This is a genomic window from uncultured Xanthomarina sp. (assembly GCF_963971605.1).
Taxonomy (GTDB): Bacteria; Bacteroidota; Bacteroidia; order Flavobacteriales; family Flavobacteriaceae; genus Xanthomarina; species Xanthomarina gelatinilytica.
Window position 1 is genome coordinate 26,306 of sequence record NZ_CAXATZ010000009.1, and the last position, 20,667, is coordinate 46,972.

At 34.2% G+C, this 20,667-nt stretch carries 18 protein-coding genes, 1 tRNA gene and 1 pseudogene; 10 read left to right on the forward strand and 10 right to left on the reverse strand.

The annotated features are described in order from the left end of the window. Window positions 1–9: 9 nt before the first annotated feature. The 10 genes and pseudogenes from brxC to AACY93_RS05385 form a co-directional block, all read right to left on the reverse strand. The gene (gene brxC / locus AACY93_RS05340; RefSeq protein WP_286853574.1) at window positions 10–3,483 is read right to left on the reverse strand and encodes a BREX system P-loop protein BrxC; all 3,474 of its coding nucleotides are present in this window, start codon (window positions 3,481–3,483) and stop codon (window positions 10–12) included. Next, window positions 3,480–4,064: a DUF1788 domain-containing protein gene (locus AACY93_RS05345; RefSeq protein ID WP_286853575.1), complete on the reverse strand. Its 585-nt coding sequence runs from the start codon at window positions 4,062–4,064 to the stop codon at window positions 3,480–3,482. The genes brxC and AACY93_RS05345 overlap by 4 nt, the downstream gene beginning before the upstream one ends. Beyond that, window positions 4,057–4,662 carry a BrxA family protein gene (locus AACY93_RS05350; protein WP_286853576.1) on the reverse strand — a complete coding sequence of 202 codons (606 nt, stop codon included), beginning with the start codon at window positions 4,660–4,662 and terminating at the stop codon, window positions 4,057–4,059. Before AACY93_RS05350 ends, AACY93_RS05345 begins: the two co-directional genes overlap by 8 nt. 5 nt (window positions 4,663–4,667) lie before the next feature. Beyond that, a complete protein-coding gene (locus tag AACY93_RS05355) occupies window positions 4,668–4,844 on the reverse strand; it encodes a helix-turn-helix transcriptional regulator (RefSeq protein ID WP_286853577.1) in 177 nt (58 codons plus the stop codon). 134 nt (window positions 4,845–4,978) lie between these two features. Further along, a complete protein-coding gene (locus tag AACY93_RS05360; protein ID WP_286853578.1) occupies window positions 4,979–5,371 on the reverse strand; it encodes a hypothetical protein in 393 nt (130 codons plus the stop codon). Window positions 5,372–5,392: 21 nt separating this feature from the next. After that, window positions 5,393–6,349, reverse strand: coding sequence for a HipA domain-containing protein (locus AACY93_RS05365; protein WP_286853579.1), 957 nt, complete (start codon window positions 6,347–6,349; stop codon window positions 5,393–5,395). Further along, window positions 6,346–6,663, reverse strand: coding sequence for a HipA N-terminal domain-containing protein (locus AACY93_RS05370; RefSeq protein WP_286853580.1), 318 nt, complete (start codon window positions 6,661–6,663; stop codon window positions 6,346–6,348). Before AACY93_RS05370 ends, AACY93_RS05365 begins: the two co-directional genes overlap by 4 nt. Then, window positions 6,635–6,874 (reverse strand): helix-turn-helix transcriptional regulator, encoded by a 240-nt coding sequence (locus AACY93_RS05375; protein WP_102996206.1) that lies wholly within the window; start codon window positions 6,872–6,874, stop codon window positions 6,635–6,637. The genes AACY93_RS05370 and AACY93_RS05375 overlap by 29 nt, the downstream gene beginning before the upstream one ends. Window positions 6,875–6,958: 84 nt before the next feature. After that, window positions 6,959–7,165, reverse strand: a pseudogene (locus AACY93_RS05380) (type I restriction-modification system subunit M N-terminal domain-containing protein); the annotation flags it as partial. 464 nt (window positions 7,166–7,629) lie between these two features. Continuing rightward, a tRNA-Ser gene (locus AACY93_RS05385) sits at window positions 7,630–7,714 on the reverse strand. Between the two features lie 182 nt (window positions 7,715–7,896). Here AACY93_RS05385 and AACY93_RS05390 point away from each other — a divergent pair. From AACY93_RS05390 to AACY93_RS05435, 10 genes are all read left to right on the forward strand, one after another. Then, a complete protein-coding gene (locus AACY93_RS05390; RefSeq protein ID WP_040491135.1) occupies window positions 7,897–8,526 on the forward strand; it encodes an NAD(P)H-dependent oxidoreductase in 630 nt (209 codons plus the stop codon). A gap of 76 nt (window positions 8,527–8,602) precedes the next feature. Next, entirely contained in the window at window positions 8,603–9,796 is a 1,194-nt protein-coding gene (locus AACY93_RS05395) for a DegT/DnrJ/EryC1/StrS family aminotransferase (RefSeq protein WP_286853581.1), read from the forward strand. A gap of 50 nt (window positions 9,797–9,846) precedes the next feature. Continuing rightward, window positions 9,847–13,719 carry a hybrid sensor histidine kinase/response regulator transcription factor gene (locus tag AACY93_RS05400; protein WP_286853582.1) on the forward strand — a complete coding sequence of 1,291 codons (3,873 nt, stop codon included), beginning with the start codon at window positions 9,847–9,849 and terminating at the stop codon, window positions 13,717–13,719. Window positions 13,720–13,828: 109 nt separating this feature from the next. Then, on the forward strand, window positions 13,829–13,969 hold the full coding sequence (locus AACY93_RS05405) for a hypothetical protein (protein ID WP_286853583.1): 141 nt from the start codon (window positions 13,829–13,831) through the stop codon (window positions 13,967–13,969). A gap of 134 nt (window positions 13,970–14,103) precedes the next feature. Next, window positions 14,104–16,848: a tail fiber domain-containing protein gene (locus tag AACY93_RS05410; protein ID WP_287006058.1), complete on the forward strand. Its 2,745-nt coding sequence runs from the start codon at window positions 14,104–14,106 to the stop codon at window positions 16,846–16,848. Window positions 16,849–16,896: 48 nt separating this feature from the next. Further along, the gene (locus tag AACY93_RS05415; RefSeq protein WP_007646673.1) at window positions 16,897–17,865 is read left to right on the forward strand and encodes a hypothetical protein; all 969 of its coding nucleotides are present in this window, start codon (window positions 16,897–16,899) and stop codon (window positions 17,863–17,865) included. Window positions 17,866–18,102: 237 nt separating this feature from the next. Beyond that, window positions 18,103–18,243: a hypothetical protein gene (locus AACY93_RS05420; RefSeq protein ID WP_007646672.1), complete on the forward strand. Its 141-nt coding sequence runs from the start codon at window positions 18,103–18,105 to the stop codon at window positions 18,241–18,243. 102 nt (window positions 18,244–18,345) lie between these two features. After that, a complete protein-coding gene (locus tag AACY93_RS05425) occupies window positions 18,346–19,167 on the forward strand; it encodes a DUF4412 domain-containing protein (protein ID WP_287006057.1) in 822 nt (273 codons plus the stop codon). Window positions 19,168–19,191: 24 nt separating this feature from the next. Continuing rightward, a complete protein-coding gene (locus tag AACY93_RS05430) occupies window positions 19,192–19,974 on the forward strand; it encodes a hypothetical protein (protein ID WP_287006055.1) in 783 nt (260 codons plus the stop codon). A gap of 68 nt (window positions 19,975–20,042) precedes the next feature. Further along, complete coding sequence (locus tag AACY93_RS05435) at window positions 20,043–20,645, forward strand: hypothetical protein (RefSeq protein ID WP_007646669.1); 603 nt, start codon at window positions 20,043–20,045, stop codon at window positions 20,643–20,645. Window positions 20,646–20,667: the final 22 nt, after the last annotated feature.

Genomic DNA, 20,667 nt, shown 5'->3' on the forward strand with positions numbered 1-20,667 from the left:
TGCTGATTGTTAGAGCGTAATTCTAATATTTTCGTTAATACGTTTTAAGTAAGCTTCTTTAATTGCTTCTATATATTCTAACACATCGGCTTCGGTGTGCAGTTCTTTTTTATCAAAATCGATATGCACATTAGACCTGCGAATGTATTTTGTAGTAGGTTCTGCTGCTTTACCATCTTCTTGCGGTTTCGCTAAATAAGTCGCCATGAGGTTTAAGGCGGCTGTATGCAACTCGGATAACTGATTGTAACTTTGGCGGATGTTAGCAATAAAGCGCTCGTCTTTTAAGGCTTTTTTACGTTGCTCTATACCTGTAATGGTTTGCTGTTGTTGTGTTGCCTCTAACGCCTTGTATTCTTTACGTGCGGTGATATCTGCAATTAAGTCTTCTGCCTTTTTAGTAGCCTTTTCCTTTTCTTCTTCAATAAGTGTTAAAACTTTAGTTGCTAATTGGTCTTTGGCTGCTTTAGCTAACTGTACGCCATTGCCTTTGTAGGGCGTGTTACTTGCGAGTAAGGTTTTAAGAACTTCTAGTTCATCACCTTGAATGTAATCGAAATTAGCTGTATTACCATCGAGTAATTTTTTAACCTGGTCGTAAATATTACGCTGCTCACCATTCATAAATCGCTTGATAGGATCTAGCAAATCTTCTTTAGTATCTAGTAAAGCATCTTCAAAATCGTTGGTATTGATTAAGAAATAGGCGTATTCTTTTTTTGACCATTTTGTTAACTGGTCTGCAAAGGGTTCTAAACTGCTTAAAAATGGATAGTCTCGTTTACTAGCCAATAGCTGATTAACTTGTATAGACATGTCCTTTATTTTTTCTTTAAAAGCAGTCGCAACATCTTTGGCTTCACGAAAGGCGCAGCTTTCATCAAACGCATCTTTATAGATGTCTTTTAGTTTTTTTACAGTCGCATCATTAAAAGTTGCTTGCGGTTCTAGTAAAGTATTGCCATGGTTTGAGCTGTTTAATAGGACATTTAACACCTCATCATTTTCTAATAAATTGGCATTTTGCGTTAATTCTATTTTACCACGTTTATACAATTTTGCAATGGTGGTCCACACTGCATTAGGATACCAACCATACGGTTTTTTAATAAACTCATTTTTTACATCGTTTAAGGATGTACGGTCGCTTTGTTTTTTACGCCTGTTGATTAGGCTTAAAATTTCTGTTTCTGCTTCGGACATAGTGGCATCGTCACCAGCAAATAAATCGTCTTGTTTGGTATGTATGGTTGTTTTAATAGTGTCCTCTGTAAACGCCACACCTTTAAGCATGCGTAAATTAGGATATACGGCAGCCACTAAATTTTGAAAGACGTTAATGACTTTGGTTTTACCATCGGCAGTTGAGGATGCTTCCAATTTACTGCCATTTACAAAAGCATTAGATTCTGCCAATGCTTTGTTGGCCAATGTGATTAAATTCTTTTTACGTGTGACGTTTTGAATGGATTTTTCCTGTAAAATACGAGCTACTTGAGGACTGGTACTGTTGCCACGATTTTGCCTTTCGTACTTTGCCGTTTTTATGTACATGCGTATATCTCGCATAAAGGTTGGGTTGGGAGACAATAACAACTTCATGGCAGTACTACCCATAGTTTGCGATTGGATATAGGTTTCGTTGTTTTCGAAATCGTCTGTAATGATTTCAATTTCCAGTTCTTTTTCGCGACCTAATACGGTTCCGTTTATTTTACTGGTAAAATCGTAGGCTTGCTTGTTGTCTAGGTAGGTGATACGATTGTCTTTGATAATCTCATCAAACAGAATTTCCTTTAATAAGGTGGTTACTGCCTGATCATCAATGTCAGTATTTTTAATTTCTTCTTCAATATCCTTTTCATCATCGGTTAAAAACTCGTAGATGTCGCCATTGCGTTGTACATAACTTTGATTTTCTAAAACCGTTAACGCCTTTTCTATTTTTTCTTCGTGTGCTTTTAAATCGACATTGATATCATCTATCAATAACACCGAAATATTGCGTTTGGTGGTTTTAAAGCTGTTGAAGTATTTTACTAAAAAGAGTGTTTTTAACACTTTGATTTCAAAAGGATCATTTAGTTGGCGCTCACCCAATTGTAGTGATTGCTGAATGTCGCCACGTAATTCATTACGAATCCCTTGAAACATTAAGTCGAAACTTACTAAAGCGTTTTTATCTCTCTTTTCTATGGCTTGAATGACTTGCTGAAACACACCAAGCATAGAGCGTTCTCCCACGGAAGCATGTTTTCCTTGAAAAGCGTTGTGGTTTGATAAGGCAATACGACATTGTTGAAACAAATCGAACTGATACGGTGCAAAAGGAAATTTATTTGCGAAATCTTTATCGCTTTTAAAGCCTTTAAACTGCACACCAGCTTCAGAAAAAGATAAGAGCGATTGTAAATGAGCCGCATTGGTTTTATGGGCTTTTTCCAATTGCTTTTGATAGGTATCTTTTTTATGAAGCAATCGTTTTTCAATGACCTCATCAACATTGGCAGAGGTTAATGGTATTTTTATTTTAAAACGTGCCTGAATACGAGAAAAGTCGTTTTGTTGACTTTTGTTCATATCACCAACAACGGTTTCCATGTCTTCTTGAGAGGTCACTAAAATCCAAGAGTTTCCTTTGGTTTTAGTCGCTAAAGTTTCTGCGATGGTTTGCAAGTTTAGCATGAGCTTTGTGTTGTCACTTATATACTGGCCAACTTCATCTACAAAGAAATTTAAACGGAAGCCTTTGGGTTTCGTGTCAATGTAGCTTTTTACACGATTACAAAAATCTTCAATAGACTGTTTGTTCCTGTCTTCTAATTCATCAAGGATATTTTCATATTTATCAGGACTTTCATTAAAAATTGTTGCCAAAATATCTTTCACCTCAACAACAAAATATTCTAATCGATCTACTTCCCAAGTAATACCGTTTACTTTTTCATACTCTGTTTTAAAGGCTTCGTATTTACCTTTGCTATCTAACCACATTTCAAACTCTGCTACATGCGGTTGAAATCCGTAATAGCCTAAATGATCATAGAATACTTTATAAAATACAGCAAGAATGGCATTAGCATCTTCTTTACTGGTAATTTGTGCTTGTTGATCTATGTTGAATAGTACAGACTCTGACGGAATGCGTGTTGCGTTTAAAATATCGGCTTTTAACATGGCATCGTCATCTACCTTTTCTGCGAATAATTCACCAGAATGATATCCATCGTATTGTTTGTTTTCTAGTACATAGGAAATCATTTTTAATAAATGAGATTTACCACTACCGAAGAAACCAGAAATCCAAACCCCATTGGCACCAGCATAATCATTGTAGGCTTGAAAAAAATCTCTTATTTTTTTAGCAATTTCGTCCGTAATAACGTATTCGGTAACTTCTGTTGCTATATGGTCTCGATCATCTGCTTTGATAACCGTTTCGATAGGTCTATTTATGTCCTTCTCAAAAAAATCTTTGATCATATTTTTGCTTCTATTTTAAAAATATTAAATGCTCTGTAGTAATTGTCGTCTTTTAGTTTGCCAAATAGATTTAACGAATGGCCATTATATTCTCCAGGAAAAAAGGCCACTGTTGGAGCTTCTTTTGCTATATTCTGTAAATTGTTTAATACGTTGTGAGACCGTATAAAAGGAAACACCAAGCCAATACCAGTTAAGAAATATACTTTGGCATTACTCGCATCGATTTTCTCTTTAATTAAAGGCATTAATACTTGATGGATGTTTAAAGACGATTGTAAGGCTCTTAAAAACTTGTCTTTACTTTTTGCTTTTTCAATTTTAAACATGCGCTCCATACCGCCTTTTGCTTCAAGGATTTCGCATGTAAGGTCATATAAGTTTAATTCTAATATTTCTATACCCGAATTTTCGAGTTTTCTTTTTAATAGTTTTATTTCTTCTCTGCAGTCCAATTCTTGTTCAGCCTCGTAAGCTGCAATAAAGAAAGGTATTTCGCCACCTAAAGATTCCTTATTTAGAAAATTAGAGGATGAAATAACACTATATAAATGTTCGAATTTTTTGTTTAAGCTATTCATAGGCTTCTTGTAATCTTTGTATGTCTATATCTGAATACAGAAACACTTTTAATAATTCTGGATTATCTTCTATTATTACCTTTAGGGTGTCCGATTCTAATAATTGAGGCTGAATGATTCTGGACTTCACATTATTTATAATACCTGCTTGTTCCAACATTTTAAAAGTAACTTGTTTAATTTTCTTTTGTGTTATCTCGGTAAGACTTTCCATCTCTGGATGAAACTCTGTTTTTCTTCTAAAAAAGGAAAGGTAGTCACCATCTGTTAATTCATAATCAAAAACCATATATTTTTCTCTGATGACTTCAATAACGAAATCACGTATAAAGTCAAAATATTTGCAAACTGCTAAAAATGCTATTTCGTTTTGTGATTTAAAACTGCCATTTTGTAGTACATTTATTTGATGTTTAGTTAATGTACCTATCCAATTGTTTAGTTCTAATAATAACCGTTTACCAGTTGCAGATTTTCCATTACCTAAAACTAACTCAAGATCATCAGAGTTTTTTGAGGATTTCCGTAATGCGACCGTAACAAGGTCTTTAGTTCTTAAAGACGCTGCAGTAAAAGAGAATTTGTATTTTTTTTCCACCACCATTAATTCATTAGGTCTTTTAGAGGAATGTTTAAAGTTTTACTAATTTTTTGATAATTTTTATCGCTAGGGATTGACTTTTCTTTTACCCAATTGCTTACAGTTACTTCACTAACACCAATTTTGTTAGCGAGCCATTTTTGTTTTACTCCTTTTAATTTTAAAAGTTCTTTGAGCATATTAAGTTTAATAAAAATTAAAGTTTGCCTTCACTTCAAATTTATGGAATTGGTTTTATATAAAATAGTATTTGTCTCACATATTTTTAAAATATAGTGAGTTTAAGAATCATAAGAAATAAGTACTTTGAAGTTTAAAAAGGTAACATGCCGTTTAACCAGTCTGAATGTTCTGAACATCTGAATATATCTGTTATTTCACCTTGAGTGAATTGGATATAAATGGCATATTTATGACCAGACTTATTACCAGTGAGCACAAAAACGGGTTCGCTACATAAACAACTAGCACATATATTTGTAGAAAGATTTAGATGTGTATCTCCATTTTTTCGAAGCTCTTTAAAGATTTGCATTTGCTTATAGATGAACGCTGTTTTTTTCATGTCTTCGTAATAGGCTTCGTCATCTAACAACTCATTTAGCTTATGGTAGTCCAAGTTCTGAAAGGCTTCAAGTACTTGTATAAGGTGTGATTTGATTTTTTCTGAAGTTTCGATATTTTGAACTAGGTCTTGTGCTTGCATGGTGTTTGTAATTTATTAGCATTAAAATTTAGTATTTAATTCTAATTGTTTCGCTCTGTTTTCTATTAGTGACACTAAAGAGCTTTTATTTTCATTATTTAAAAAACTACAGGCAATTAATTCTTGCCATTGTTGCATGCCTTTTTCTATACGGTTCCATAGGTTTTCAATCGCTTTTGCTGGGATTTGTGCTTTGGCCATGGCTTCGTTAAAATCTAGACGCTTGATTTTTCGCTTTTTTCCGTTGAGGTTTAGCGCTAATTCTTCTTGATCTTCTGGGATTAATAATTTAACCGCTACCATATCATAGGCTGGTGCCAATGCATAGTGTTTACTGTCGTTTGCTATGAGTGAAAAGTTTTTTAAATGCATGTCGTTATTTCCAATCAGGAAAGAAACAATAACTTGCTCATAAAATTTTACGGCATCCAGTAATGGGTTTTGGGCATAAGTTAAAATGCCTTTTGCAATTTGCTCGTAAGATCCACGGTATTTATGCTCTGTGAGTCGCTCTGTGAATTGACAAGCATCTTCCATTGGGTATTTTTCGTTATTGGCAGTGCGATCTATGCGTTTGGTTAAATAGGCTAAAGCACCATCCTTAAGAGGTATTAATAAAAAGGGTACTGTTGCTATTCCACAAGCTTGTGTTAATAACATAGATAGTGCCTCAATTTCTGGTATTTGTGGGTACATTTGAAATGGTGGTTTTAAAATATACCTGCCATTTAATGCGCCTACAATGGTTAGCCTATTTTGAGCATTTTCTTGTGTGAAACCTAATGATAATTTTGGTTGTACGCCTGTAACAATGATGCGCTGCGCTACGTTTTCTTTTGCGAGTGCTTCGATTTGAGATAGCTCATAGTCTAATTTTAGCACAGGTGTGTCTTCTTGCCAAAATGCTGATAGGCAGTTTTGATGGTAGTTTATTTCACCATCTTCTAGTTTTTTATGACATGCTAAACAATAGTTCATACTTTCTCTATAATACTAATATTACCAATACAATCTCTGCATGTGGTTAATAATAAGCCCATGCGGTCTCTTGGATTTATTTTCCAATTTTTATGTGCAATGTCTAATAGCCAACCTTCTGGAATTAAACCATCGAAAAAAGGGAATAGGTATTCGGCACCAAACGGTTCTTCCTGTAATGGTAAGGTCAAGCTCACCGCTAATGTGCTTTCATTTTCTAGGTATGCTTTGTCATACTTGAAATGATAACCATTATCGTCCTCGGTTAATATACCAGCCAAGGTTTTATTTACCCAGATTTCTCCTTGTCTCATCGCTTATAGGTGTTGGTGTTAGTGTGTGCCCAAAAAATAATAGAACCTGATTTACTTTATCGGTCATTACATTTGGTTTTCCCTGTTCGAGTTCGCGTACAAAACGCAAGCCTACACCTGTAAAGTCTGACAACTCTACTTGTGTTAGATTTGCTTTTTTGCGTCTATCCCTTACAAATTGGGCTATGGTGTTTTCTCTATCCCATTCCATTGTATTATACCTTTATGGGTACAATATAGTAAAATGTTTTGTAATTATACCTTAATGGGTGTAAATTTTGTAATTATATTGTATTTATACCTTTAAGGGTGTAGTTGTGTGTAGAATCACTTGTTCATTATGTTTGAAAAGGGCTATTGGATTCATATCACTCAGAGATCCTCCTTTAGGAATAGTGATTGGCGCAAGGAGTTGCCCTGCCCACTTGTCGCTTATGCATTTTATAAAGAGCATTACCAACATATAATCTTTGTAGTGACTTGCATCCATTACGACTCTTAATTCGTCACAACAAACCTATAATGAGCTGTATAATTCTGATTTTTTTTATTGGCATTCTGACCTAATACCTTTGATTGATTTTAACATTTATCGAACCTTAAAATATAAATCTTTTCGTTGGAATTAGGAATATTTCCAAGTGATTTTTTAAAGCCAATAACCCATTGGGTTGTGTTGGGTTATTTATGCTACATCTTTTGCTTTCTCCTTTAAAGTTTCAAAATGCTTTACCATATTGCTTTTACACCAAAACCCTTGTTTTATTGTTACATTCTCATTAGGCACTTTTGTTTTGTTATAAAACTATATAAAACTTTTCTTTGGAATATCGAATGCCTAATCTATAAGATTCATTACTTACCTAAAAACACCTTTTTCAAGCTTAATGTGGGGAAGACGTGGGGAAAGAATTTTTCTAAAAACAAAAAACCCCTTGAAAATCAAGAGGTTTCTTAAAAGTGTTGCGGAGAAAGAGGGATTCGAACCCCCGGAGGTGTGACCCTCAACAGTTTTCAAGACTGCCGCATTCGACCACTCTGCCATTTCTCCTTGAGTGTCTCATTAGGTATTCCCTAATTGCGGGTGCAAATATAGAATCCTTTTTTGATTCTTTCAAATAAATAAACTGAAAATTTCCAAAGATTTTTTTATTCAAAATGAATATTTTGATTATCCGTTAGTTGAAACAAATTGCAAGTATTACTTTTGTTGTTCTTATTATATTAAAGAAAATGGATATTATACATCAACTGCAATGGCGATATGCTACTAAATCGTTTAACAAAACGAAATATATTTCACAAGAAAAATTAGAAGTGTTATATCAAGCATTTAATTTGACGGCCACATCTTATGGCTTGCAACCCATAAAACTGGTGGTGCTTCATAATAAAGAGTTACAGGCAGATTTGGTTCAACATTCCATGAATCAAAAACAAATTGCACAAGCTTCCCATGTGTTGGTGTTTTGTATTGAAACAAATATTGATGAAGCATTTGTAACAGAGTATTTCAATAGGGTTCATGCCATTAGGAATACTTCAAAATCCATTTTAAAGCCTTTTCAAGATTTTTTAATTTCCGATTTTGAAAACAAAACTTTATTTAAAATTGAAGCCTGGGCAACAAATCAAGCTTATTTAGCCATGGGAAACCTTCTTACCGTTTGCGCATTGGAAGGGATTGATTCCTGTCCCATGGAAGGTTTTGATTCCAATGCCTATGATGACATATTGGGATTAAAAAAACAAGGATTAAAATCTGTGTTGCTATTGCCAATTGGTTATCGTGCCGATGATGATATGTTTGCCGATTTTAAAAAAGTACGTAAATCCATTACAGAAAGTATTATAGAACTGTAATGTTTTAAATATTGAAAATTGTAGGTACAGAGGTCAACCTCTGTATTAAATTGTAATTTTATATAAAAATAATATTATGCCAGGATTTGAATTATTTGGAGATAAGGAACGTAAAGAATTAAATGATGTTTTAGAAAACGGCGTTCTAATGCGTTATGGCTTTGATGGCATGCGTAATGGCCATTGGAAGGCCAAGGAACTTGAAAGTGAGCTGGAAACCGTATTAGAGGTTAAACATGCGCAGTTGGTGTCCAGTGGTACAGCAGCTGTGTCTGTTGCATTGGCAAGTGCAGGCATTGGAGCAGGCGATGAGGTGATTATGCCAAGCTTTACCTTTGTGGCAAGTTTTGAGGCCATTATGATGCTAGGTGCCATTCCTGTTCTGGTTGATATAGATGATACTTTAACTATGGATCCTCAAGCAGTTAAAGCTGCCATAACTTCAAAAACCAAAGCAGTTATGCCAGTTCATATGTGTGGAAGTATGGCAAATTTAGAGGCTTTGCAAGCTATTTGTAAAAAACATAATCTTATTTTAATTGAAGATTCTTCGCAAGCAACAGGAGCTACTTATAAAGGAAAACCTTTAGGCAGTATTGGCGATTTAGGCTGTTTGTCTTTAGATTTTGTAAAGATTATTACAGCTGGAGAAGGAGGTGCGGTCTTAACAAATAATGAAGCATATTATAGGCATGCCGATCATTATTCAGATCATGGTCACGACCATGTTGGTAAGGATCGTGGTGCAGAAACCCATCCGTTTTTAGGTTATAATTTTAGAATATCTGAGCTTCATGCAGCTGTTGGTTTGGCACAATTAAGACGTTTGGATGAATTTGTGACCATTCAAAAGAAAAATTATACCTTACTAAGGGAAGCCCTGTCTGAGATTCCAGAAGTCACTTTCAGAACCGTTCCAGAAGGAGGAGAAGAAAGTTATTCGTTTTTAAGCTTCTTTTTACCAGATTTAGAAACAGCAAGAAAAGCATCGTCAGCTTTAAAAGACCATGGTGTGGATGCCTGTTTTCACTACTATGATAACAACTGGCATTATATTAGAAAGTGGGAGCATTTAAAAGAACTAAAGTCTTTGTACCCAATTTCCAATGAAGTTAAAGAAGGGTTAAAATATCTTCAAACAAAAACATTTGACCAATCAGATCATTATATAGCTAGAAACATCTCGTGTTTGATTAAACTTTCATGGACCGAGGCAGAAGTGAAAGCACGTGCTGAAAAAATGGTCAAAGCAATAACTGCAGTTTTATAATAAGGTTATCAAAACATTTTTAGTAACTTTAAGTAACGAATCCATTATTAATGATATACTTAAGGCTACTTTTATTTTGTTTGTTTCCCTGGATGGTCTTTTCGCAAGCACCAAAAGTTTCAAATGCCATTGATTTTCTTAGATTAAACTCCATAGAAGGGGAATTGGATAATCAATACATATCTTCTATTATGCAGGATAGGGAAGGTTTTATTTGGATTGGAACCCAAGATGGCCTTTATAAATTTTTTGAAACAAATACAAAATCATACCATTACAATCCACAAAAGCACAAATCCCTTCCGGCAAACTGGGTTCGTGCCATGGTTCAAGACAGTGAAGGTATTTTTTGGATAGGCACACAAGGTGAAGGATTGATACGTTTTGATCAGGATACCGAAGAGTTTGAAAAAATTGATCTTATTGAAGGAGACACTGCTTTAAAAGGAATGATTATTTACGATTTGTTTATTACATCCAAGGATGTGTTATGGATTGAATCTGAAAACGCACTTTACAGAAAAACAATCTCTGGACCTATTGAAAAAATCAATGATCTTGGTGGCAATATTTTTATAAACGAAACCAGTAATGGACAAATAGTTTTGGCTTTTAACAATACCATTTATGTGTATCATGAGTCTTTAAAAGAATTGGAGCCTGTTTATCAAGCAGAGAATATAACTAAGATGTTTCAAACAGGAACATCCAATTTTATATTAAAAATGAATGATGACTTGTACACCTATACACTTGGGCAATCTCCAGTATTACTGGAAACACCCGAAATAATTTATGGCATTTCCAATATGGTAAACCACACCATGTTTTTTTTGGGAAAAACCTATATGTACGAATATCATGTTTTAAACCAGTCCTTTAAAAAATTAGAAATGCCACCTGACTTGAACCATGTTTTAGGGGTTTTACAAGCGCTTTTTGTGGATCGTCAAGGGATTTTATGGATAGGCACCAATAACGGACTTTATAAAGAAAGCATAGCTGGGCGCTTATTTAAACATGTGATTTCCGTTCACGCCAGACGAATAATTCCAGATGGTGAAAAGTTATTTATAGTGGGAAGGGATGGTCTGTTTGAGTACGAAAAGGAGACCAATACATTAAAAAACCTGATTCCCATAAGAATGTTTTCGGCCGTGAAAACAAGTCATGGTATTTGGACTGCTGGTTTAACAAATAAGTTATACCAATTAGATGCTCAAGGTATGATTAAAACCCATGAAATACCTAGCAATAATAAAAATCTGTTCAAAATTTACGGCATTGTTCAGGATAAAAATGAATTTTTGTGGGTGAGTTCTTGGGAAGGACTGCATTTGGTAAATTTAAAAGGGGAAGTGCTAAGGAATTTTATTTTTAAAAATGAAAATGGCCCTTATGAACTAAAAGGATTGCAATTAAAAATAGATAAAAACGATAATCTATGGATTATTACTGTTGGGAATGGTATTTATAAAATCCCAGAAATATCTAAGGTCAGTTCTAACGAAAAACCATTTGATTATGAGCAATTCACCAAGGAAAAACCTAAAAAGAACACCTTAAATACAAACACAGCCTATGAAATTTTTGAAGCTGATACTGGCGAAATTTGGTTTGGTATGGATAGTGGTATCAACATCTACAATCCAGAAAGTCGCACCTTTAGAAGCTTTAAAATAGGCAATGATTTTTTTGATAAAAAAACAATGGCCATAAATTCCAATGCTCCAGGGATTTATTGGATCAGTACCATTAGGAATGGCATTTATGTTTACGATGCCATTAAAGATCGCCTCATTAACTTTAATGCATCAGATGGTTTGGTCTCCAATGCTTGCTTGTTTACATCGCGTTTATTTTATAAAAATGAATTTTATTTTGGTACAGAAAAAGGCATTCAAGTTATTGCTCCAAAGGGGTTTAAATTTCCTGAAGTTCATACAAAACCTGTGATTACAGAGGTAGACCTATATTCCAAAACTTCCAAATCCGATACAAAATTTGAAATAGATAAGCAAAATATAAAGCATACAGACCATTTTGATGTACATCCCAATCAATCTTATTTTACAATACATTTTGCGACCAATGATTATAGCTTTCCTAAAAAATTAAACTATTACTACAAACTTAACGACGAAAATAGTTTATGGCACGAAGCAGAAAGCAACTTTGTGAGCTTTACAAATTTAGAATCTGGCAATTATACTTTTTATGTAAAAGCTGCCTATAACATTCTTGATGATACACCTATAGCCTCCAAGCAATTCACCATAAATGCACCTTGGTACAAAAAGACTACGGCTTATGTAGCTTACGGATTAATTTTTATTGCTATTATTTTTTCATTTTATGTTTTGAAGCTTAACCAGAATATGGCGTTAAATAAATTGAAAGCAGCCAAGTCACTGGACGAGTTTAAAACCAAACTGTACACCAATATTTCACATGAATTTCGTACACCTCTAACACTTATCTCAGGACCTATAGATAACCAATTGGCCAAATCAGACTTATCTAAAACCGATAAGAAAGAACTGACCTTAGTAAAACAAAACGCTAATAGATTGCTCAATCTGGTAAACCAGATGTTGGATCTTTCCATGATAGATTCTGGGCAAATAAAGCTTAAAGTAGCTCAAGGGAACTTAGCTGTTTTATTGAAACAAATTATAAGTGCCTTTCAATATAAGGCCAAAGAAAAAAATATAGAAATCAGTTTTCACATTCATGATTTAAAAACCGTTTGGTTTGATAAGGATATTATAGAAAAGGTAAGTTCCAACCTGCTTTCAAATGCTATAAAATACGCTCCAAAAAACAGTAAGATAATCTTTGAAGCCATGAACCAGAAGGACATGTTGGTCATGTCCATTATAAACAATAGCAAGCAGGTTGGAAAAGAAGATTTAACCAAGTTGTTTCAGCGTTTTTATCAAAACAATGAATTGTCTGATGGTGTTGGTGTGGGATTGGCTTTGGTCCGTGATTTGGTTTCGCTTTCTAAGGGAACCATTATTGCCAACAATTTGGATGCAAATAGAATACAATTTACAGTGACACTTCCTATAAGTAAAGAGGCTTTTAATGAAAACGAAATATTGGTTCACGCTACCTCAAAAAAACAGAATTTTGACTTAGAGTCCGTGTTTGCAAAAACACATACAGAAAAGCCCAGTATACTCATTGTGGAAGACGAACCAGATATACGTGCGTTTATAGTTTCAATGTTTTTAGATAGTTATCGGGTTATGGAAGCAGCAAATGGTAAAATAGGTATTGAAAAAGCCAAGAAACAGCTTCCAGATTTGATTATAAGTGATATTATGATGCCAGAACAGGACGGAATGGCATTGTGCCATGAGATAAAAACCAATGAGCTTACCAGTCATATTCCTGTCATACTTCTTACTGCTAAAGTAGGGGAAGTCAATGAGATACAGGGAATTAAAACAGGAGCAGATGCCTACGTTACAAAACCGTTTAGTAGCGAGAAATTAAAAGTTAGGGTTGAAAAACTGATTGAAAGTCGCTTAAAACTTCAAAAGCATTTTAGTAGTACCTTAACAATAAATCCCGAATTGGCAATTACGTCCACCGAAACCGAATTTTTAAAAAGACTTCAAACAACTTTGGATAAGCACATTACAAACCCAGATTTTAACAGCGAAGCTTTAGGGAAACACATGCAAATAAGTCGTACCCAACTTCACAGGAAACTAAAGGCCATAACAGGTATGACCACCAGCGAGTTTTTAAGGTCCCAGCGCTTAAAATTATCTGTGGAGCTGTTAAAAAAATCCGATGCCACTATGGCAGAAATTGCCTATCAGGTTGGGTTTAATTCCCCTTCTTATTTCAATAAGTGCTTCAAGGAAATTTATGGTTGCACACCTCAAGATTACTCTCTAAACCCTTAGAAAACAGAATTTCACAACATCTGGAACATATCTTATATCCTTTGAAACATATTTGTTATCGAAGCAGGATCCCTGTATCTAAATTTGAGTCTCTCTAAAGGAATAACTTATGAAACAAAACAAGCCTTTTTCAAAAAAGAGTATTGATGATAAGATATATATATCCATAGATCATCTTAAAAAAGGCGTTTACCAATTACATATTTTATTGAATAATAAGGTGATTAAGTCCGTAGTGATTGAAAAATAAAAGACTTTAAAATGCTAATAGGAAGTTAACTTTTTTAAAGTTCAACCATAAAGTAAAAACTATCATTTAGAAACATATACAAAATGGTTTTAAATAGTTAAAAATTAATCTAACCCACACATTAAAAGACATTTATGAAAACCAAATACTTATTTCTAATCATATTTATAAATACATGTTTTGTACTTGCCCAAAACGGCATCAACTACAAAGCTTTAATAAAAGACAACTCTGGTAATGTAGTTGCCAATCAAAATATTACAGTACAATTTACAATATTGCAAGGTGCTGTAAATGTATATCAAGAAACACATAATCCAACTACTGATGCCAATGGCATTATCATAGTAAATATTGGAGAAGGCACTGTATATAGTGGTGATTACAACACGATTAATTGGGAAATTGACGCCCATTTTTTAAACGTTTTAATAGATACAGGCTCTGGTTTAACAGATATGGGAACCACCCAATTTATGGCAGTACCTTATGCTTTAAGTGCAGCAAATGTATCTGGACTTGAAGCTTTAGATGAAGGGAATGGTGTTGGTTATCGTTTAAAAGGCTCCAATCCCATTTATTATGGTAATATAGGAGATAGAGCTGTTGATTTAAGTTATGGAGGTGATACAGGATATGATGCTGGTCAAGGTGCTGTTGGAACAGGCTCTGTAGCTATGGGACAATACACTACTGCAAATGTTGGTTCTGTAGCTATGGGATATGGATCTTCAGCAACAGGACAATATGCAACGGCTATGGGAAGCAATACCATTGCTTCAGGTCCATTTTCGGTTGCTATGGGTGAAGCATCAACAGCATCGGGAATTTCAGCTACAGCAATGGGCTATAATACAGCAGCATCAGGACAAGCCGCTACAGCTATGGGTTTTGAAACCGAAGCATCAGGAGAAAACAGTACCGCTTTAGGAAATGCCACAAATGCTATTGGCGAAAATTCATTGGCAGCAGGCGAACTTACACTGGCTATAGGTAAAACATCAACAGCCATAGGAAATGGCATCAATGCCAATGGATTACTAACTACAGCAATAGGTCGTTTTAATCTTGGAGGAGGAGACCCAACAACTTGGGTGGAAACAGATCCACTTTTTGAAATAGGTAATGGCTCTAGCTTTGGAGCAAAAGCTAATGCGCTTACAGTTTTAAAAAATGGTACCATAATAGCACCAAGCTTTGATATATCTGAAATAACAGATAACAAAGCCTTAATAACCAAAGAATATGCAGATGCCAATTATTCTGGAGGCGGCTCTGGTACAAATCCATCAGGACTAGAAGCCATAGATGAAGGCAATGGAATAGGTTGGAGATTGATAGGAAGCAATTTAGACAATTATGGAAACATTGGATTAAACGCCAAAGATTTAAGTTATAGTGATTTTACTTCTAGTATTTATGGAGCAACAGGTGATTATGCTATTTCCATGGGATATTTAACAACTGCTTCTGGTCTTCGTTCTACTGCAATTGGTTCTGTTACAACTGCTTCTGTGTCAAATTCAACAGCAATGGGATATGGAACTATTGCAGATGACTTAAATAGTCTAGTAATTGGTACATTTAATGATAATATAAACTCAACAACTACTTTATTTCAAGTTGGAAATGGTACAGATATCTCAGATAAATCTAATGCATTTGTAATAGAAAAAAATGGTATCATCACAGCACCAAGTTTTGATATAGCAGAAATAACTGATGCTAAAGCTTTAATCACAAAAGAATATTTAGAAGCGAATACTTCAGAAGCATCCGGTCTTGAGGCTATAGATGAAGGTAATGGTGTTGGTTGGCGATTAGTAGGAAGTAATCCAGCTAATTATGGTAATATTGGTAGTAATGCTGTAGATTTGAGTTACTCCTTTTATGCTTCAAACACTAACGGAGCATTGGGAGATAATTCATTTTCAATAGGTAATGAACCAAGTGCAATAGGAAATAATTCAATTGCAATGGGAACCTACGCAAATGCTTCAGGATATAATTCTATGGCGTTCGGGTTTAGTTCTGATGCTATTGGAGAAAACTCTGTAGCTTTGGGACTATTTGCAAATGCTTCAGCAAGTAACTCTATAGCAATTGGATATGGTACCATAGCAGATGACAACAATTCTACTGTAATAGGTAACTGGAATGACGCTACTATTTCATCTCAGACTTTGTTTCAGGTAGGAAATGGTACTGGTTCAGCAAATCGAAGTAATGCCTTAACCGTTTTGAAAAATGGTAATACAGGAATAGGAACTACATCACCTGCAGTTAAATTGCATATAGATGGTACAAATGATGCCAATTTAGCTGATGGAACAGGACTTTTAGTAATTGGTAAAGAAAATAATTTCAATTTAGTGTTTGATGAAAATGAAATATCGGCACGTTATAATGGATCAAGCACAGCTCTTCTTTTACAGCAGCATGGAGGGAATGTAGCAGTTGGAGGTACTGTAGTGCATAGTTCAGACCGACGCCTTAAAAAAGACATTGAAGATTTAAATTATGGCTTAAGCGAAATTTTAGCACTTTCTCCCAAAGCTTATAACTGGAAAAATAGAGAACAAGATTATAAATCTATGGGCTTAATAGCTCAAGAAGTTCAGAGTGTGATTAAAGAACTTGTTCATACTGCTGATGACGAGAATAAAACCTTAAGCGTGAGTTATACGGAGTTAATTCCAGTTTTAATAAAAGCTATACAAGAGCAACAAGTTATTATTGAAAGCCAAAAACTAACCATTTCAGCTCAAGAACAAACCAATACAGAACAATCAGACCTATTGCAGGTGCTTTTAGATAGAGTAGAGGCTTTAGAAAAAAACACGGTGTTACTTTCAAAACAAGTATTAGCTAAAAATTGAAAATTTTTAAATCATTATATTTATAGATACTAAGAAACCTCTAATAATATGAAAGCAAACAATTTAAAAATCTGGACATTACTGTTAATGACGCTTTTATTTTTTAATTGTAAAAATGAAAAGAAAACCGAATTAACAGAAGAAACAATAGTAGAAGAAGTGATAGAAGTTATTGAAGAACCATCTAATGTTATAGATATTGTTACTAGAAGTATGGAATTTCAAAGTGTAGATACTATCCCTTCAGGATGGAATACCTTTAAATACCAAAACTTATCTAACGAAACTCATTTCTTTTTAATGGATAAATACCCAGAAGGCAAAACAGTAGAGCATACCTTAACAGATGTTGCTCCAGTGTTTGCTGAAGGTATGGATTTAATTAACGAAGGTAAATCAGAAGAAGGTTTTGCTGCCTTTGGGAAATTACCAGAATGGTTTGGAGATATTATTTTTTCTGGTGGTTCAGGGTTAATTGCACCAAAACATACTGCTGTTACTACCATAAAATTAGATCCAGGGTATTATATTATGGAATGTTATGTGAAAATGCCTAATGGAAAATTCCATACACTTATGGGAATGGCAAAACCCATATTTGTAACTGATGAAGCTAGTGGTAATACTCCTCCTGAAGCTACTGTTAACATAGCACTTTCAGGTGAAACAGGTATTAGTTATGACAAAGATATTACCAAAGGGAAGCAAATTTTTTCTGTGTATGTGAAAGATCAAAAACAACATGAAAATTTTATGTGGCATGACTTAAATTTAGTAAAACTAGATGCCAATGCTAGTGAAGACGCTTTAGAATCTTGGATGGATTGGTCAGATCCAAAAGGATTAATCACACCAGTTCCAAATGGCGTTACATTTTTAGGTGGTGTTAACGATATGTCAGCTGGTAGTACAGGTTATTTCTATGCCGATTTAGAACCTGGTAAATATGCCTTTATTTCGGAAGTACCTAATACAAAAAGTAAAGGGCTATTTAAAGTTTTTGAAGTGATAGATTAGAAATAAACTTCCTTAAAAAGGTAGGCACATTTCAGAAATTCGCACTTAAACAGGGTTTAATACGCTTTCATATTAAAAGAAACCTAAAGTTGCAAACCTAACGAGTACCTTTTAAAAAACTTACAAACAGACAGGATAAATTCAGCATTCTGTAACATATCTTATATCCTTTGAAACATATTTGTTATTAAGGTAAACTCTCCATTTTTAATTTTAAACATCTTTAAACAATAACAAATGAAACGCTATACCAATAGCCAAAAAACAGATGTAGACACAAAAATATATATAAGTATCGATCATTTAAAAAAGGGTCAATATGAGCTTAGAATTTTGCTGAACAACAAAATCATAAAATCGGTAACCATAATCAAGTAGCAGATATAGAAAGATATATCACCATCTTTAAAATACTGTTTTTAAATGTTAACCTTTTTCAATTTAAAACCATAAAAATAAAAACAATAAAAATTATTGATCATGAAATTATTAATAACAACAAGCTTTTTTATACTAATTGTGTTTAATACGCAAGCACAAATTTTTGAACGACTGGCAGATAAGGCTACCAATGCTGCAGAACGTACTGTGGAACGTAAAGTGGAGCAAAAATCGCAAAAAGAAACCGAAAAGGCCTTTGATTCGGTATTTAACAATGAAGGAAATAAAAAATCCAAATCATCCAAAAAAAGCAAAACAACTTCAGAAGACAAGGCGCCAGAGAGTGTCTATAGTTTTTCGCATAAATACGTGATGCAAATGGAAAGTGATAAATATAATACCACTTTCACCTATTTTCTGGCCAAGGATGAAAATTATTTTGGGAATACCATAGAAAATGCAAGTACCATGTTCAATGTCATGGATTTGGACAAAAAAACCATGTACATGTTTACTGAAGCAGGAGGAAAAAAAATGCTCATGTCCACGTCTTTGGACGTAAACGATTTTGTAGATGACCAGGAATCTTCCAATAACGATGTGAAAATTGAGAAAACCAATAATACCAAAGTTATATTGAATTATACCTGCAGGGAGTATAAAATATCCAGTGAAGACTACAATGGAAGCGTTTGGGTAACCAAAGAAGCCGATATTACTTTCCCTAGAGCGTTTTACAATATTGACGATAAAAAAAATCAAGCCAATCAGGAATGGATGAAACAGGTAGATGGTTTAATGATGGAAATGACCATGACAGTTACCACAAAGAAAAAACCTGAAACCTTGAAAATGACTTGTGTTGCTCTGGAAGAAACCAACTTTTCCATCAACTCAAAAGATTATAAAAAATTTATGTAAAAACCTATAAAAAATTTAAATGATATGAAAACCAAATTAAACACGCACATCATGAAAACTTTTAAAAAACATATTAAAACAATGCTGTTTTTTACTGTTCTAATAACTCTATCTGTGTCTTGTAGCTCAGATTCTTTGGAACCAGATAACAATCCACCACAACAAACCTATCCTTTGGACGATTTACAAGGTAACTGGATCCGTATTGGTGGTAACAATCCAACCAATAATGGGATGAAAATCAATGTAAACAATGATGCTGGTACTATTACCGACGCACAACAATCCAATTTCATGATAGGAGACATTAAATGGAAAGATATTGTGGGTCAAGGCTCAGGAAACTATACACATCAAGAATTGGGAAGTGATTACAACTACTATCCAGCAGCTATTAGTTTAGGTGTGGATGATACCTTGCGAGTTGATGTAAATAATTCTGGAGCAGGAAATATCCAAAAATGGGTTCGTGAATCCCATTACACACCACAATCAGTATATCTTCAAGTTTTACAAGGTAGTTGGATTCGCGTAGGAGGAAACAATCCCGTAAACAATGACATTGTTATTGATGTGACCGATGATACAGGAACCATCTCAGATCCTGCATTGTCTGGCTTTAATATTGGAGATATTAAATGGAAAGATATTTATGCCCTAGATGGTAATAGTTTCATTTACGAAGAATTGGGCAGTGACGATAACTATTATCCTGCTACCATGGAATTAGGGGTTGCAGATACCTTAAGAATCGATGTCAATAACAGTGGTACAGGGAACATCCAAAAATGGGTAAGACATAATTAATATCTCGATGACTTTGCAAACTTTCAAATCCTTCAAATTTAAAAACAAAAACGCTTAAATAATCTATTATGAAAACAATTAAATTATTATTCAAACCTATGCTTATTGCAATTTTATTAATAACCCACACATCTTGTTCCAGTGATGATAATCCTATAGATGAAAACCCAAATCCACCAACAGATTCGCATTTCTATGAACTTAGTTTTACGGGAGGAGCTACAGATGGAGAAACTTTAACAGGAAATCTTCCAATAGGTTATGGGAATAGTGGTGTTGTGGCAATTAGAAGCGTATCCACAAATGGACAAGGTGAAACTGAAGACACCATTATTTTAACTTTAACGGATGAAATTCAAACACCAAATCTTAATTTGGCTATGGGGTTGACCATGAACAACAATCAGGCTTTGGGCTTTGGTCCCAACGTAAATGAAACGAATTCAGGAATGACAATTACATATGGTAATTATGTTATGAACAGTTTATCTGGTAGCTCCACCATAACCGATTATGGAGAGCAAACGGTTTATACAGGAGTAACTTATGCTCATTTTAAAATAACTTTTACTGCAGACATGCAAGTTGGGTATACCAACCAAACAGACACCTTTACTACCCAGGTTACAGGTACCATTATTGTAAGAAAGCCTATATTCAATTCATTATAACCATAATAAACGATTAAGATGC